Raw genomic sequence first — 17,729 nt, forward strand, 5'->3', positions numbered from 1 at the left:
TACATAAATGATACAGGCAATCTTAAAAATGTAAATTGGAATGAAAAAAGGGAGATATACTAATGTTTCGTATTAATCTCCCTTGTTAATTTTAGTGTCATATCAAGGCTCATTCAATCGTGGTAAATTTGTAGTAAAATGGGTGTTTTTCTATACCTCGAAATGTTTGAAAGTATAGTGTTTATACAGATAATCAAAAACCAGATATAAAATTTAAAACAAATTAAATAATTATTATAAAATAACATAAACAACTATTAATTATATTTGATATTAAGCAAACATTATGCTATATTGTTTATTAAGGAGGGATCGTATGAATATAAAAGAAGTCACTTTAGCACAATTAGAGTGCGGATATATAGAAAATCAGCAGAGTTATCAATGTATGCACTGTGATTTTAAAACAATAAAAGGAGAAATTTATTCTTATGAACATCATTTTTATGATGCGAAAAAAAGAATGGAAATTCATCTTCAATACGATCATCACGGATGTTTATTTCCTTTACTTGAAGCTCCGAAGAAAGTAAATACTTTAACCGATAACCAAAAACAGATGATGACTTATCTTTATCAGCACAAAAGTGACAAAGAGATTGCCAAGCTGATGGGAATCAGTGAAGCTACTGTCCGCTATCAGCGCTTTTCATTAAAAGAAAAGGCTAACCAAGCTAAGGTATTTTTAGCGATGTACCATTTATTAGAAAGTGAAAACAGGATCGATACATTTTTAGATATTCATAAGGAGGCAACAATGATGGATGAACGCTATATAGCTACAAAAGAAGATGAGCAGAAAGTACATCAGGATTTCTTTATTTCTCTTAACCCATTAAAACTGAAAAATCTTCCAAGAAAAGAAAAGTATAAGATTATAGTATTTAAAACGATTTATGATCAATTTATTAATGGAAAAGAATATTCAGAAACGGAAGTAAATGACATATTAAAAGATATTTTTGATGATTATGTAACAATACGCCGTTATATGATTGAATATGGTTTCTTAAAACGTCGTGATGATGGTTCAGTCTATATAAAAAGCTAAAGGGAATAAGCTTCCCTTTTTTTATTCACATTCTGAAACTATTTTCAATTGATTAAAATAATAAAATCCTAATTTTAACGATAGTATAATAGCACTAAACAGAAAGGTGGAGGAATTATGAGTTATCCAAAAGGTTTTTTATGGGGTGGAGCTGTTGCAGCCAATCAATGTGAAGGTGCATGGTTGGAAGATGGAAAACAGCCCAATGTTACCGATGTCATGGTAGGGATTGCCAATAAAAATCCAAGTATTAAATGGAATGAAGAAAAAAGTAAGTGGGAAATGGCACTAGATCCTAATAAGGTTTATTTAAGTCATGAAGCAATTGATTTTTATCATCGCTATAAGGAAGATTTAAAGCTGATGGCAGGAATGGGATTTAAAGCCTTCCGTACCTCTATTGCGTGGGGACGTATCTTCCCTAATGGGGATGAAACTCAGCCAAACGAAGCTGGACTTAAATTTTATGAAGATATGATTGATACAATGATTGAATTAGGCATGGAACCAGTTATTACATTAAGCCATTATGAAACGCCTTTACATTTATTGACTGAATATGGCGGATGGAGCAATCATCAATTAATAGATTTTTGGAAACGTTATGTGACAACCGTTTTTGAACGTTTTAAAGGAAAAGTAAAATACTGGCTGACATTTAATGAAGTTAATAATATGAAACATATGCCTTTTGTTGCCAGTGCTGTCCTAAATACCAATCCAAAAGACACAAATGATCCGATCGGATCAATTACGGAGCAGGAAAAATGGCAGGCTTACTACAATATTTGTGTTGCAAATGCTTGGACAGTAAAAATCTGCAAAGAAATTGATCCAAAAGCTAAAGTAGGGTGTATGCTGACAAGTTCATGTGTTGCCACTTATCCATACAACTGTGATCCTGATAATGTTTTCGGAGCTTATGATGCACAAAGAATGTCTAATTTCTATTTCGGAGATGCTTTCTGCTTAGGAATTATTCCGGGATATGTAAAACGTGTTTGGCGTGAACAAAACTGCGAACCAAAGATGTGTGATGATGAATTAAAACTGATCAAAGAAAATACAGTTGAGTTCTTCTCATTAAGCTATTATCGTTCATCTACTTTTGAAGGAACTGTTTCTTTAGGCGATACCGGTGGTCTTATCGGTAAAGAAAATCCATATCTAACAGGATGTTCACCGGAACCTTGGCGCTGGCCAATTGATCCAAAAGGCATTCGTTATATCTTAAATGTCCTTTATGATCGTTATCATCTACCTTTATTCATTGTTGAAAATGGAATTGGTTTAGATGAAGCACCGGATCAAAATGGTAAAATTGATGATCCTGAAAGAATGAAATATGTAGAAGACCATTTACATTATATCCATGAAGCCATCTTAGACGGAGTGGAAGTCATGGGATATCTCTATTGGGGACCGATTGATATTGTTTCAGCAGGTACCGGAGAAATGAGAAAACGCTATGGCTTTGTCTATGTTGATCGTCATAATGATGGAAGTGGAACAATGGAAAGAAAGATCAAAAACTCTTATTATCGTTATAAAGAGATTATTGAAACTAACGGAGAATGTCTTCTTAAAAAAGATAAATAATATTAAAATTTAAAAACATTGCTTTTCAATTAAGCAATGTTTTCTTTTTTATAATGGAATAATGCGATCACATTGATCAGCTACATAAGGATCATGTGTAACAATAATAATTGTTTTACCCTCATTATTTAGTTCTTTAAGCAATGACATAATAATCTCCTTATTTTCTTCATCTAAAGATCCAGTTGGTTCATCCGCTAAAATGAGATTTCCTTCTTTGAGTATTGTTCTGGCGATTGCCACTCTTTGCTGTTCACCTCCGCTTAATGCACTGATCTTAGTTTTAACATCTTTATCAATCCCTACTTTTTCTAAAGCAATTTGAATCTCAGATAACTTTTCACTTTTACTTAAATTCTTAAACTCTAAGCCAATTAATAGATTATTTAATATACTATCATCATCAATTAACGCAAAATTTTGAAATAGATAATTAATATGATTGCGGATCATTTCAGTTGCTAGTTTTGAATTAGGTTTAATATTGAGATGATCATAAAAATAGTAATCGCCTTCATCATACTCTTCTATTAACCCGATAATATTCAGCAAAGTCGTTTTACCGCTACCACTTCTTCCAGTAATAGCGATCATTTCCCCTTCATTAATCCTTAAATCAAAAGTATTTAAAATAATATGCTCCTTATACTTTTTTGTTAAATTTCTGATATTAATTATTTCCATAATAATCTCCCTTAATCAACGAATTCAATGAACGTTTTTCAACCATTTTAATATTAAAGATTAAAAAGCATATATCTATTGCAATCATTGGAATAAAAAATAAATAAACAAGTGGATTTCCTGTTATATTATGAAATTGATCCATCATGGTTGGTGTTAAATAATTGTATACAGTCATTAAATAGGCTATAGAAAGCATAATATCAATAATAATGTATTTTACAATATAAGATTTCATAGACCGAACCAAACTGAAACCATTTAATTTCTTTATGCCAATCGTTTTTAAATTGTTTTTAATGTATAGCTTTACCGATTGTACAGTGATCATAACATAAATAATAAGGACTAATATTAAAATAGGTATATTGAATCTCAACGTTATATTAATCATTTCAATTTGATCCATAAATGGCTGTGATAAATTTTCAACTTTCATACCAATCGATTGATTAAATATTTCTTTTAGTTCGTTGTTCACTTCTTCTATAGTCCGGTTGTTGAGAGGAATTTTTAATCGAGAATTGATATCTGTAGCCAAAATATCTCCAACTTCAATGTCAAGCATATTTTCTATTGTTATGATATTAAATATCGGTGAATAAATATTATATTTGCCATCATCATTCATATCCATATTGAAAGAAAAAAACTTATTGTTCTTTGTATCATCATACACAACAAACTTTAATTCATAAATGTCAGGAATCTGATTATAACCTATCATATAAACCTTCAAGATATATTCATAATTATTTTTGTCCACTTTTGAATTAGGTAGCAAAATAACACGTTGATTACTTATCCTATTTACAATAATATCATTTCCGTGCATATCTTTTAATCCTAACGTATTAAGATAATTAATATTAATCGTTGATAAATTGAAATCTATATTTGGATTAAATTCCTCAACTTCGATGCCATCACTTTCACTGATATCTAAAATATTTTTTCCATTTATACCTAAATTTTGTGTTTGATAATGCGTATTATAAACATAGAAGCATCCTTGATCAAAAAGAGTTTTTTGAGCTTTTTTTAAGTATTCTATATTATCTGAGTTTGTTAATACCAAAGGATTGTTTACTTTTAAATTTATAGGAACAGCAAAATCTTGATAATCAATCCATGAAGCAATCACTTCTTTGAAATTTTGAACCCGACTTATATTACTAAAAAGAATTGCACTAAATATAAAGCAACAAACTAAAATGATTATTCTTAAAAATTTATTTAATTTTTCTATTAATGTTTTACCATAATTTCCTTTTAATACTTCAGATAATGTAAATCTAGATACAATAAAATAACTAATTGAAGAAAGAATAAGCACTAAAGTATATAGTAAAAAAATATTCTTTAGCATTTCTATCCAAAAAGTAACATTAGTATTTTTAATCACTAAAAACATTATACCTAATTCAAGCCATGTCGTAATTAGAACTGTCTTATAGATGGGTTCTAACAATTTTTGGAAGATATAAGATTTATCATAGCCCATCAACTTTAACACACCAATTCTTTTTGAATCCCAGCAAGTATTATAAAATACAATAATAGTAAAACAAAATAAACTTATAATAATAATTACTGTTATCATGCTATTTAAACTATTAGTATTATTAATATGTACGGGGGTTGAGATGATATCTTCCTCATTTATTCCTAATTGTTTAGTTAATTCAGTAAAAAATAGTTTTGCATTACTTATATCTTTAAAACGAACTTGAAGATTATTATTTAAACTAAACATGTTTAAATAATAATCCATGGTTCCCACAACAACATGATTATCATTAAAAACATCCTTAATTTGTCCAATTTGTCTATTATCTTCGTTGCTTGATGTTGAAACATAGGCTTCTTTTCCCATATCGGTTATAGTTATATCATTTCCTATAATTTGATAGGGATGGTATTCATCATAAGTTAAATAAACACCTACATATTTTTTTGTTACTCCTTCTGTTACAGTTGTGTTCTTATAAAGATTAGCTGAATACTTTTGTGCTAATGGCTTAACTATTTCATACAGCATTTCATCATCAATTTTAATTTTATCACTAATATTCAAAGTAATGGTATTATCTAAAAATAGTTCATCCCATTTATGGCTGTCATTATACTTAAACATAATAGTAAAACATCCCATACATATGCTTATTATTATAAATATAATAACCATTAGTTTATTTTTCATAATCCACCTCATAAAAAATAAATTTGAGACGTCTCTCAAATTTATTTATTAAAATGTTCCAATCATTGCTGTTCCTAACGCACTTGTAGTACCATTCGGCGTTTGTGCATAAGCAGTCTGCCCTGAAGCAACTCTTCCACTATATTTCGATAAGTCTCCTAAAAATGCAAAGGATTCATGTGAATAATTCGCATTAAAATAATTACTATAAGTATACGCATAAAATAACGCATTTCTATTTCCATAAGTCCAATAATAACCCGAACCCTCTTGGGTATATCCTTCATCATTTAATCCTTGTGCTGCATTATTTTGTCCTGGACCAAAACCATTTGCGTTAACTTGATTTCCTTGCATTAATAAGCCACATATCATTGCACACATAATTAAACCCACAAAATATTTTTTCATTTTTTATTCCTCCTTTTTTTGAAATAACATGTCTTTTCTATTCCAAAATTAGCATAATTTAACTTAATTCGCAAGCGCTTTCATTCTTAATGCAACAAATATAGTACAAATAGCTTTATTATCAATAAAAATCAATGATGTAAAACAATAAAACAAATTATTGAAACTAACGGAGAATGTCTTCTTAAAAAAGATAAATAAAAAAAAACCACAAGTGAGTCATAATGATTTACTTGTGGTTTTACTTTATTTGTTTAATTGATAATCAACGATTGTCATCTGGTCATTTATTTTAATAGGCGCTGTTTCTAAAACTCGCTTAAATCCTAACTTTTCATAAAAATAAATATTTCGTTCTTCTTCTAAGATTGTTGAAAGCTTCCAAGTATGTACAAAGGTATATTGCTTTTGTAATTCAATCATGACATTTGTTCCTAAATGCTGATCTCTAAATTCAGGGAGAATACCAAAATCATCAATTTTATATACCTTTTCTTGTTCTTTTTTTAATTTGATAATCCCAATTACTGTATCATTATTTTTAATAAAATAAATAGTTGAATTTAGATCTTCAATATATCTTTTGATAGAAGCAGCACTTTCATTAGTAGGATTAATTGTGTCATCATGGTATCGGTCTAAGAATTCAATAAAACATTGAGTTTGTACTGAGATAACTTTATAAACATCATTTACAGTTGCTTTTATAAATGTAATCATTATTTCCTCCTAAAATAAAACTCCCGTTTGGGAGTTAATCAACATCATAGGCAGTTAGATCATCAAATGTCTGTCTTCGTATAACTAAACGATCCTGCCCTTCATAAGTAAAGACGACAGCCGGCTTTGGCAGCTGATTATAGTTATTGCTCATTGAATAATGATAAGCTCCTGTAGAGAAAACCGCTAAAATATCTCCAGCCACTGGTGAAGGCAAATCAATACTTTGAATGAGAATATCACCTGATTCACAATTTTTACCGGCTACACAAACCGTTTCAACTGGTTCCTCACTGGCTTTATTTGCGATCAATGCTTCATACTTTGCCTGATATAAAGCTGAACGGATATTATCAGTCATTCCGCCATCAACGCTGATATATTTTTTTATTCCTGGTATTTCTTTTGAAGAACCTACTTCATAGAGTGTAATTCCGGCATTTCCAACTACAAAACGTCCCGGTTCAATTAAAACCATTGGTCTCTGCCAACCTTTATCTTCAAATCCTTTAGTGATGATCGCCATAATCTTTTCAGTAATCAATTCAAAATCCAATGGAGTATCTTCCTTTGTGTAGGCAATTCCATAACCGCCACCGGCATTTAATTTAGTAATAACAATTCCAAAACGATCATGAATTTCATAAGCAAATTCTACGAATTTATGCATCGCTTCCTCATACTTCGTAATGTCAAATACTTGTGATCCGATATGGCAGTGTATTCCTTCAAATCGAATATGTTCAGCTGATAAGATCTGCTGGATTGCTTCTAAATAGGTACCATCATGAGATGAAAAACCAAATTTTGTATCATCTGCCGCAGTTTGGATATATTTATGTCCGCCAGCCGCAACACCCGGTACAACACGAATTGTAGCATTGATTGTTTTTCCTAACTGACAGGCAATTTCTTCAACCAATTCAATCTCATGAAAATTATCAATGACAAAGTTTTCTACTCCATTAGAAACAGCGTATTCAATCTCACTTTTCAACTTATTATTTCCGTGGAAATATATTTTTTTAGGATCAAAATCAGCTTTTAAAGCTATTGATATTTCCCCCGCAGATACACAATCAATACCGATTCCATATTCTTTAGCGAGTTTATAAATTGCCACACAACTAAATGATTTTGATGCAAATAATGGCAATGTATTTTCAAATTTATCAATCATTTTTGTTTTTAAAAGGTTCATCTGTTCACGAATGTGTCCTTCTGACATCACATACAGCGGAGTACCGTATTTCTTAACTAAATCTAAGCTTGAAACACCATCAATATATAATGTATTATCATGAATCGTGGCATATTTTGTTTGAATGATTTCCTGTGTCTTAATATCCATTACCATAATCTATCCTATTAATATAACGTTTTTAACGTATATAATCCTTTCTCTTTGGTTTCTAATAACTGTGCCGCATGAATCGCTCCAAGTACAAAGACTTCTTTCGATAGAGCCGTATGTTTAACTTCAACAATTTCATCATTTCCGGCAAACATAATTTCATGTTCTCCAAAAATGGTTCCGCCTCTTAGCGCCTGAATCCCAATTTCATTTTTTTCTCTGCGCTTAGAAATGCTGCTGCGATCATAAACAGGATGCAGATGTTCAATCTCTTCATCCATTACTTCGTAAAGTAATTTTGCTGTTCCGCTTGGAGCATCTATTTTTTTATTATGGTGCTTTTCCACAATTTCAATATCAAAGCCGTTTTCATAAAATTCTTTTGCCACTGCTCTTAATATTTTGGTAACCATCTGCATTCCAAATGAAGTGTTATAGGATTGAAAGATAGGAATCTGATGAGAAGCCTCTTCAATCTTATTTAACTGTTCATTCGTAAATCCGGTTGTCGCTAAAACCAGTTTTGTATTATTTTTTAATGCATAAGCTAAGATATCGTCTAAATTATTGGGATGTGAAAAATCAATAATGACATCTGCTTTTTCTGTGCATTCTGCTAACTTGGTATACATTGGATCATCGATTTTCTGATCAAATTCGTAAGAGACAACGCCGATCATATCAAATGCTTCATTATTTTTAATGGCATGGTAAATTTTCTTTCCCATTAAGCCAAATCCATAAACGATTGTTTTCATCTTAATACCCCTTGCTTTCAAAAATTTCCATCGCAATAAACAATTTTTCCTGATTTTCTTTAGTTGTTGGAATCAGAGGCATTCTTAAATGATCACTGCATATTCCCTGATGTGCTAAAGCTGACTTCACACAAATAGGATTGACATCTAAGAATAAGCCTAAACATACATCATGAAGATCATAGCTTAATTGCTGTGCCTTAGCATTTTCACCAGCTAAAGCTAATTCGCATAACTGCTGGCATTCTTTTGGATACACATTGCTTAATACTGAAATAACACCTTTTCCTCCAGCGGCAATCATTGGTAAAATCAAACCATCTTCACCTGACCATACATCAAAATCAAGATCTTTTACTTTAGAAAGAAGTTCCATTGTATACGCCATGTTTCCTGTAGCATCTTTCATACCAATGATCATCGGATGTTGTGCTAACTGCAAAGCTGTATCCACATTAATCATTAAGCCTGTTCTCCCAGGTATATTATATAAAATAATTGGCAGTCCGATATTATCCGCTAAATAGGTAAAATGCTGAATCAATCCCTGTTGACTGGTTTTATTATAATAAGGCGTTACAATCAGACAGGCGTCTGCTCCCATTTCTTTCGCTATTTTAGACTCTCTTAAAGCATGCATTGTATCATTGCTTCCGGTTCCGGCAATAACCGGTATTTTTTTATTTGCCAGTTCTACGGTGATTCTTAATAACTCATGTTCTTCATCTACAGTTAAAGTAGAAGCTTCAGCAGTTGTCCCATTAACCAATAATGCCTGAACATTATTATCAATCATCTTGTTTACTAAAGTGCGAAACGCTTCATAATCTACTGATCCATCTTCATGAAATGGTGTAACTAAGGCAACGGCACTGCCCACAAATAATTCTTTCATCTATATATCTCCTTATAATTGATATTCTTTTTTTATTGCTTCTACAATAACATTCAAATCTTTTTTATTTACTAAAAAATCAATACTTGTCAGTGAAGTTGATACTTGCAGGATATGAATATTCGCTTCAGCAAAGATATTGAATACATTTGCAGCGACACCCGGTGTATTACGCATTCCTTCCCCTTCAACCAATACCTTAGAAACCATACGATCTTGAGTAATTACAATTTGTTTATATTTATCTCTGATTAATTCTAATGCTTCATCTAATGCTTTTTGTGAATCCTGATCACAAGTGATCTGTAAGTTTACTTCATCTTCCAGCATAATTTGGCTGATCATATCAATATCTACGTTTTTTGAAGCAATAATATTAAAGATATCGGCAATAAACATAGAATTTTTATGTACTTTTCCTAATTTTACTTGAATGATGTCTTCTAACACTGTAATTTTACTTATTGCTTTTTCCATCATGGAATCCTCCTTTTTTCCTCCCAATTAAAAATGTCGCATGTGTTTCATTGCGACAAGATGATAGACCATATTGACCAATGATAGCACAACATTATCAAATATAGGATAATGACAGTCTTACAGATATTCTCTGTAATCCCAGAAATCAGATTCATGCAATAATCTGCTTCTTCGGCAATGGCTCCTACGCTTATTCTGTTTGCACCCACTAATAAGTTTAATAACACAATGCACCTCTATCAATTTTTTTCAATATAGCACACATTCCCTAAAATAACAATATGTTTCCTGATATATCTTTCGATTTTCTATAAAATATTAGATTTGTTTTCTGTTTTTAAAATAATGATAAATATCATTTCCAAACCATACTATAAAATAGAGACATAAGACACAAAAACCGATCAAGGCAAAGCGAATACCTAAATGAATATCACGATAAACAAAAGCCAGTGTAAATGAACTGGTGAAGAAAAATCCAAAAACTACCGCTAAAAGAGTGAGTATAATTCTTTTTATTGTTTCCATTGTATTCCTCCTAACCGGCTAAAGCAGGGCGATCATCCACTTCTTCTAAAAACGTAAAATGAATTCCGTCATTGCTTATATAATGGGCACTGTTATAGCCATAGTCGCCATTTTCACCTTGACCGACAATAAGATGTATCTGTCCATCTTCTTTATAGATACGATCTACCTGAATATATGGGGTTATACTATCTCCCATAAAAGATATTTCTTTTAATTCAAATGTTATAGGGGTAAAGGTTTGTCCGCCGTCTTCCGTTCGATAGAAAGAAAGATTATCTCGGCTATCATTATTACGATAAGCGACATATCCAATATCATCATCACTAAAGAAAGCATAGGTCATTACTCGCTGCTCAGGATCCTGATAATTAACAGATTCAAAATGAATACCATCTGTGCTTTTCATTAAGCTGTGACTTTCTGCTGACATTGCTTTATCCGTAGAAAATAAAACATAAAATTGATTGTCTGTCTTTGATAAAAAACGTGCTCTTAGATAATAGTGTTCGTTTGAAGCAATGGTGGTTGTCTCCCAGCTTTTACCTTGATCGTGAGAATAGATGAGATTTAAGCTTCCTTTATCAACATATAAGAAAGCAGTATAGTCCTCTTTAATTATATAGCTGCCTTCAGGAACTGTTTCACCATAGGAATAATTCGGATCATAGGTTACTTTTTCATAATCTATCGGTACTTCAGTAAAGTTGTCCCCATGATCGTAGGTAACCCATAGTTTATGATCCAAAATCGTATAATCACAATCCTTTTCAATCGCATATTGTGTTGGCTTTTTGCCTTCTGTCATAATGTTTGGATCTGTTTGAATCTGATAATTGACTGGGCGCATTTCTTCTTTTGCTTGATAACCTTTTGCCGTCTTTTCAAATTTTAATACAACTTGCTGTTTATACCAGCCGTCATCACTTTGCATTAATCCGCCATGATTAAAGATCAGCTGCTCATTACTAGAAAATGGCAAATAGGCATAGTCAACTTGAACATAACCGTTTTTCTGATCTAAAAGCTCAATATTATCAATGCGTGCTTCTTTTATCTTGTATGAAAAAGGAGTCAGCCAATCTTTGAACTGTTCCGTATATTGATCAAACCAAAGTCCGGCAATATTCTCTAACCGATCCTCTGTTGTTTTTACTTCAATCGCTGTTTTTTCAGTGGCTTTAAATGTTTGCCACTTGTATTGAATAAAACCAAATGTTAATAATGTAATTAAGGTTATAAATATAAATGCTGATTTTATATTCTTCATAAAGAATCCTCTTTTCAATTTCATTCATTATATTACATTTTCACTTTGAATAAAATATGAACTGTTTATTAGTTCATATCATTTGTCTATATATTTCAAACATGGTAAAGTTAAAATAAACTAACAACAATAAGGGAGACTTTGACATTATGAACATGACCACATTACTAGAAAACTATTTACAAAAAACAATCGAGCCAAACTTATTTGAGCATTGCCAGAATATTTTTGATTTAGATCAATTGGAAGACTATTTAACTTTACAGCAGAATATTATTAATAAGTTTACAGGTTATTCTTTATCCGGATCATGTTTATCTGTCATCAAAGAAATAACATTGCGCTATAATGAAGATATTTATTCTATCGAACATCTGTATGATAAATTTGAAAGCTTTGTCAGCAAGACAGCTGCTCCTGAACAGGTTTTAGATATGCTGATTAAATCGGCTGTTGAATTAATAAGTCAGGAAGCTCCTCAATGGGAATTTATTGCTTCTTATCTGTTAGCTTTAAAACTGGATCAGCAAATCAAAGAGAATACAAAACAATATCACATTCACGATCTTTACAGCAAGATTGAAAAATTAACCCAGATTGGTTTATATGGGGAATATTTATTAGAGAATTACAGTAAGGAAGAGGTTCAGATATTGGAAAGTTATCTGAAACCGGAACGTACGCATCTGTTAACTTACAGCGGACTGGAACTATTGAGTAAACGTTATTTGATCGCCGACCATCAGCATCACGTATTAGAGAATGTGCAGGAAATGTTTATGATCATTGCAATGCATATTGGAATGAATGAAAAAGATCGTCTGCCTTTTATCATGGATTTTTATGATCTGTTAAGTCAATTAAAAATAACGATGGCAACCCCTACCTTAGCCAATGCTAGAAAGCCATTGCATCAGCTATCTTCATGTTTTATTGATACAGTGCCAGATTCCTTGACCGGTATTTACAAAAGTATTGATAATTTTGCTCAAATCTCTAAGTATGGTGGCGGAATGGGAATGTATTTTGGCAAAGTCAGAGCTATAGGTTCTGACATTCGTGGTTTTTCCGGTTGTGCCGGAGGAGTTATTCGCTGGCTGAAATTAGTAAATGATACCGCAGTTGCAGTCGATCAATTAGGTGTACGCCAAGGAGCCGCTGCTGTCTATTTGGATGCTTGGCATAAAGATCTTCCTGAGTTTTTGCAAATACGTACGAACAATGGGGATGATCGATTAAAGGCTCATGATATCTTCCCAGCCGTATGCTATCCTGATTTGTTTTGGAAAATGGCAAAAGAGGATTTAAATCAAACTTGGTATCTCATGTGCCCACATGAAATACTGATGCAAAAAGGATATGCCTTAGAAGATTATTATGGTCAAGAATGGGAAAAGCGTTATTTCGATTGCATTCACGATCCGAAGATTTCTAAAAGAGAAATTTTATTGAAAGATCTTGTTCGACTTATTTTGAAGTCTGCAGTAGAAACCGGAACACCCTTTACTTTTAATCGTGATACAGTAAATCACTTTAACCCTAATGCTCATCAGGGAATCATTTACTGCTCAAACCTTTGTACCGAGATTGCACAAAATATGTCTGAAACACATTTTTATGAAAAGGAAACAATGGTCGTTGATGGAGAAGCGATAATTGTTGAAAAGAGTAAACCGGGGGATTTTGTAGTATGTAATCTTGCTTCTTTATCTTTAGGACATCTCAATATTCAAAATGATCGTGAGTTGCAAAAGACAATCTATACAACAATTCGTGCCCTAGATAATGTCATTGATTTAAATTTTTATCCCATTCCTAATGCCAAGATTACCAATCAAAAATACCGTGCGATTGGTTTAGGGGTAAGTGGTTATCATCATCTTTTAGCAAAACAGCATATTGCCTTTGAATCTGAAGATCATTTAACCTTCAGTGATCAGTTATTTGAAAAGATCAATTATTATGCGATTGAAGCCAGCTTATTATTAGCTAAAGAGAAGGGGGCTTATTCTTTATTCAAAGGTTCTGACTGGGATAATGGAAACTACTTTTTAAAACGTCAGTATACAACACAAAAGTGGAAACTATTACAGGCACAAGTACATCAGTATGGATTAAGAAACGGATATTTATTAGCGATTGCTCCAACCAGTTCTACTTCAATTATCTCCGGTACAACAGCTGCCGTAGATCCTATTATGAAACGCTTCTTCCTAGAAGAAAAGAAGGGGAGTATGATTGCCCGTGTGGCGCCGGATTTAACGACAGAAAATTTCTGGTACTATAAAGCTGCACATTTAATCGATCAGGAATGGGTAATCCGCTCAGCCGGTATCCGTCAGCGTCATATTGATCAGGCACAATCCGTTAATTTATATATCACAAATGAATTTACTCTGAGAAAATTATTAAATCTTTATATATCCGCCTTTGAAAACGGAGTTAAAACAATTTATTATGTCCGCAGTCAGTCTCTTGAAGTGGAAGAGTGCGAATCATGTAGTGCATAGGAGGGAAAACATGCTATTAAAAAAGAAAAAACTATTTAATGAATGGGGAGACATTGAAGTTGAAAAAAGACGTTTAGTAAATGGTAATACAACTAATCTAAATGACTTTAATCATCTTAAATATCCGTTTGTTTCCTCTTGGTATCGTCAGGCAATGAATAACTTTTGGATTCCTGAAGAAATCAATTTGAATCAGGATATAAAAGACTATCGGCTTTTAAGTAATGAAGAAAGAACAGCTTATAATAAGATTCTTTCTTTCCTGATTTTTTTGGACAGTATTCAAACAGCGAACCTGCCCTCTATTGGAGAGTATATCACCGCTAATGAGATTAATTTATGTTTAACCATTCATGCGTTTCAAGAAGCTGTGCATTCACAAAGCTATAGTTATATGCTGGATAGTATCTGTCTGCCAGAAGAGCGTCAGGAAATTTTATATCAATGGAAAAATGATGAACATTTATTAAATCGCAATCGCTTTATTGGTGATTTATATAATGAATTTCAAGAAAAAAAAGATACTTATCAGTTAATTAAAACAATGATTGCCAACTACATCTTAGAAGGTATCTACTTTTATTGTGGCTTTATGTTTTTTTATAACTTAGCCCGTAACGGAAAAATGCCGGGATCTGTTCAGGAAATACGCTATATTAATCGTGATGAAAACACCCACTTATGGTTATTTCATCAATTAATTTTAGAAATGAAAAATGAAGAACCGGAATTATTCAGCGAGGATCATATTCAAGAATACAGAGCGATGATTCAGCAGGGTGTAGAAGAGGAGATTGCTTGGGGAAATTACGTCATTGGTGACCGCATTCCCGGTCTTACTCATCAAATGATTGCTGATTACATCAAATACTTAGGAAATTTAAGAAGCAATGCTTTAGGGTTTGGAACTTTATATGATGAAATTAAGGAAGAGCCTGAAGCAACAAAATGGGTAAGTCAATACAGCAATGCCAACTTAATAAAAACGGATTTCTTTGAAGCAAAATCAAGTGCTTACGCAAAATCAAGCGCTTTGGTAGATGATTTATAATAGGCAGCTTATCTTTATAAGCTGTTTTTGATTTAAAGATAAAACAGAAGTAAAATACAGTTTTATCTATTAAAAAAGCTGTGACAAATCATCACAGCTTCATATTATTTCTTATCTTTACGATTTAACATGTAAGCACACATTCCCTTTAACACAAAATATTCCACTAAACAAGACAGACAAACGACTAAACCGATAGAGGAAATAAAACTTAAAGTTGAATTTCCGGTATTTAAAGCAATAATAATGAAACTGACAACAAAAGCGACTAACCCAATTTTCAAATTAATTTTAGACCATTTTTGATAACGTTCAGCAATGGTTTTGTTGATTTCCTGACTGTTCATTTTTTTCCTTCTTCCTTATTTACCAATACAGAAACGACTAAATAGTTCATCTAATAAATCTTCTTTTGCTTCCTCACCTAATATATCTTTTAGAGCTTTCCAAGCATCGTAAAGATCCAATACAATAAGATCCGTTGGGATTCCCATGTTCATTGCCTCAATTGCTTTTTCAACACTTTCTTTAGCACTTTCCAACAAAGTGATATGACGAATATTTGAAATATAAATATCCTCTTGGTGAGATAGTTTTCCTAGCTGGAAGACTTTTTTTATTTCCTCTTCCAAAGCTTCTATATCTAAATTTTTGGCGCTGATTTGAATACCTTCTATATCAATATGGACACCTTGATCTTTCTTATTCACTACAATGATTCGATTCATTGACTGTGTCAGATCAAGTAATTGCTGGTCTTCATTTTCTAATGGCTGTGATCCGTCCAACACAAGCAAAACAAGATCAGCTTTAGAAAGCATTGCTTTAGATTTTTCTACACCGATTTTTTCAACAATATCCTCTGTATCACGAATTCCGGCAGTATCGATCATATTCAAAACAATTCCGCCAAGATTAATGCTTCCTTCCACAATATCACGGGTTGTTCCGGCAATATCCGTTACAATCGCTTTTTCTTCTTCTAATAAAGCATTTAGTAAGCTTGATTTTCCAACGTTAGGTTTACCAATAATGACTGTTGCAATCCCATCGCGAATCAATTTCCCACTACGGGCATTTTCTAATATTTTATTAATTTTATTCATAAAATCAGCACTTAATGGCAAGAGCGATTCGGCGGTTAATTCTTCTACTGAATCATATTCAGGATAATCAATATTGACCTCAATCTGAGTTATAATTTGAATTAAATCTTCTTTTAAACCCTTGATTAATAAAGAGATTTTTCCTTGAATCCCATTTAGTGCCAAATGACTGGCAGTCTTTGTTTTAGCACTGATCAGATCAGCAATAGATTCAGCCTGAGCAAGATCAATACGACCATTTAAATAAGCACGTTCACTAAATTCTCCCGGATTAGCCAAACGAGCACCATATTTTATACATGTTTCCAAAACACGATTAGTAATAAAAATACCGCCATGACTGTTAATTTCAACCATATTTTCTCCGGTAAATGTTCTTTCCCCCTGATATACATTCACCAACACTTCATCTATTATTTCTTCACCATCACGGATGTACCCATAATGAATCGTATGGCTTTTAACTTTAGTCAGATCCTTTTTAAATATTTTTTTCATTACTTCAAAAACATGAGGACCGCTTAATCGAATGATGGAGATAGCGGCTTCATTTCTACCGGTCGCTATGGCGACAATTGTATCTTCTAACATGTTCTTATCACTCCTTGCTTTTGATTATAACCGAAACATTTCTTTTTACAAAGTATTTTAACCTTTTATATTATTTTGCATATAAATAATATTAATAATTTATTGAATATTATTAATCAAATGATATACTATAGATAGAAGATGATTATAAAGTTTTTTATTCTTCACTATTGTATAATATAAATAGGAGGAATGAGAATGAAACATTATAGAATTGCAATATTAAGTGATATTCATGCTAACATTACTGCATTTAAAGCCTGCATGGAAGAGATTGAGAAACAATCCATAGACTTACTGGTTTTTTTAGGGGATAACGTCAGTGATTATCCGTTACCTCAAGAAACGTTTGATTATATTTATCAGTTAAGGAAAAAGTATTCGACTGTTTTTGTGAAAGGAAATCGTGAAGATTATCTGTTGAATCCAAAAGACAATTGGAAGGCTTCATCGAAGAATGGTTCATTATATCATACATGCAAACATTTAAGACCGATCGATATTGAATTTATGAAAAC

At 32.1% G+C, this 17,729-nt stretch carries 17 protein-coding genes and 1 riboswitch; of the genes, 5 read left to right on the forward strand and 12 right to left on the reverse strand.

All coding sequences use genetic code 11. The features are described 5' to 3' along the window. Positions 1-316: 316 nt before the first annotated feature. Positions 317-1,051 carry a DUF2087 domain-containing protein gene (locus ACLRVU_RS10205; protein WP_412891775.1) on the forward strand — a complete coding sequence of 245 codons (735 nt, stop codon included), beginning with the start codon at positions 317-319 and terminating at the stop codon, positions 1,049-1,051. A 117-nt stretch (positions 1,052-1,168) separates the two neighbouring features. Then, positions 1,169-2,650, forward strand: coding sequence for a glycoside hydrolase family 1 protein (locus tag ACLRVU_RS10210; RefSeq protein ID WP_412891776.1), 1,482 nt, complete (start codon positions 1,169-1,171; stop codon positions 2,648-2,650). Between the two features lie 48 nt (positions 2,651-2,698). Here ACLRVU_RS10210 and ACLRVU_RS10215 read toward each other — a convergent pair whose 3' ends face one another. From ACLRVU_RS10215 to ACLRVU_RS10260, 10 genes are all read right to left on the reverse strand, one after another. After that, positions 2,699-3,334: an ABC transporter ATP-binding protein gene (locus tag ACLRVU_RS10215; protein WP_412891777.1), complete on the reverse strand. Its 636-nt coding sequence runs from the start codon at positions 3,332-3,334 to the stop codon at positions 2,699-2,701. Continuing rightward, positions 3,321-5,537, reverse strand: a complete 2,217-nt coding sequence (locus tag ACLRVU_RS10220; RefSeq protein WP_412891778.1) for a hypothetical protein — start codon at positions 5,535-5,537, stop codon at positions 3,321-3,323. The genes ACLRVU_RS10215 and ACLRVU_RS10220 overlap by 14 nt, the downstream gene beginning before the upstream one ends. Before the next feature lie 48 nt (positions 5,538-5,585). After that, on the reverse strand, positions 5,586-5,948 hold the full coding sequence (locus ACLRVU_RS10225; RefSeq protein ID WP_412891779.1) for a hypothetical protein: 363 nt from the start codon (positions 5,946-5,948) through the stop codon (positions 5,586-5,588). Between the two features lie 246 nt (positions 5,949-6,194). Beyond that, positions 6,195-6,668 carry a GNAT family N-acetyltransferase gene (locus ACLRVU_RS10230; protein ID WP_412891780.1) on the reverse strand — a complete coding sequence of 158 codons (474 nt, stop codon included), beginning with the start codon at positions 6,666-6,668 and terminating at the stop codon, positions 6,195-6,197. A gap of 34 nt (positions 6,669-6,702) precedes the next feature. Continuing rightward, entirely contained in the window at positions 6,703-8,019 is a 1,317-nt protein-coding gene (gene lysA, locus ACLRVU_RS10235; RefSeq protein WP_412891781.1) for a diaminopimelate decarboxylase, read from the reverse strand. Between the two features lie 17 nt (positions 8,020-8,036). Further along, positions 8,037-8,780, reverse strand: a complete 744-nt coding sequence (gene dapB / locus ACLRVU_RS10240) for a 4-hydroxy-tetrahydrodipicolinate reductase (RefSeq protein ID WP_412891782.1) — start codon at positions 8,778-8,780, stop codon at positions 8,037-8,039. Position 8,781: 1 nt separating this feature from the next. Further along, on the reverse strand, positions 8,782-9,675 hold the full coding sequence (gene dapA / locus ACLRVU_RS10245; protein WP_412891783.1) for a 4-hydroxy-tetrahydrodipicolinate synthase: 894 nt from the start codon (positions 9,673-9,675) through the stop codon (positions 8,782-8,784). A 12-nt stretch (positions 9,676-9,687) separates the two neighbouring features. Then, a complete protein-coding gene (locus tag ACLRVU_RS10250; protein ID WP_412891784.1) occupies positions 9,688-10,152 on the reverse strand; it encodes an ACT domain-containing protein in 465 nt (154 codons plus the stop codon). Between the two features lie 76 nt (positions 10,153-10,228). Next, a riboswitch (Lysine riboswitch) is annotated at positions 10,229-10,402 on the reverse strand. A 71-nt stretch (positions 10,403-10,473) separates the two neighbouring features. After that, positions 10,474-10,683 (reverse strand): hypothetical protein, encoded by a 210-nt coding sequence (locus ACLRVU_RS10255; RefSeq protein ID WP_412891785.1) that lies wholly within the window; start codon positions 10,681-10,683, stop codon positions 10,474-10,476. A 10-nt stretch (positions 10,684-10,693) separates the two neighbouring features. Next, positions 10,694-11,953 (reverse strand): WD40/YVTN/BNR-like repeat-containing protein, encoded by a 1,260-nt coding sequence (locus ACLRVU_RS10260; protein WP_412891786.1) that lies wholly within the window; start codon positions 11,951-11,953, stop codon positions 10,694-10,696. Between the two features lie 149 nt (positions 11,954-12,102). Here ACLRVU_RS10260 and ACLRVU_RS10265 point away from each other — a divergent pair, with 149 nt between their 5' ends. Then, entirely contained in the window at positions 12,103-14,463 is a 2,361-nt protein-coding gene (locus ACLRVU_RS10265) for a ribonucleoside-diphosphate reductase subunit alpha (protein WP_412891787.1), read from the forward strand. Between the two features lie 10 nt (positions 14,464-14,473). Next, positions 14,474-15,514 carry a ribonucleotide-diphosphate reductase subunit beta gene (locus ACLRVU_RS10270; protein ID WP_412891788.1) on the forward strand — a complete coding sequence of 347 codons (1,041 nt, stop codon included), beginning with the start codon at positions 14,474-14,476 and terminating at the stop codon, positions 15,512-15,514. Positions 15,515-15,618: 104 nt separating this feature from the next. Here the strand turns inward: ACLRVU_RS10270 and ACLRVU_RS10275 are convergent, their stop codons facing one another. Together ACLRVU_RS10275 and mnmE are read right to left on the reverse strand one after the other, a co-directional pair. Next, entirely contained in the window at positions 15,619-15,861 is a 243-nt protein-coding gene (locus ACLRVU_RS10275; RefSeq protein WP_147549928.1) for a hypothetical protein, read from the reverse strand. Positions 15,862-15,876: 15 nt separating this feature from the next. Further along, positions 15,877-17,211, reverse strand: a complete 1,335-nt coding sequence (gene mnmE / locus ACLRVU_RS10280; protein ID WP_412891789.1) for a tRNA uridine-5-carboxymethylaminomethyl(34) synthesis GTPase MnmE — start codon at positions 17,209-17,211, stop codon at positions 15,877-15,879. A gap of 198 nt (positions 17,212-17,409) precedes the next feature. Here mnmE and ACLRVU_RS10285 point away from each other — a divergent pair. Then, positions 17,410-17,729, forward strand: a 320-nt coding sequence (locus ACLRVU_RS10285; protein ID WP_412891790.1) for a metallophosphoesterase family protein, incomplete at its 3' end; no start/stop codon positions are given.

Source organism: Beduini sp. (assembly GCF_047239305.1).
Lineage (GTDB): Bacteria > Bacillota_I > Bacilli_A > Erysipelotrichales > Coprobacillaceae > Beduini.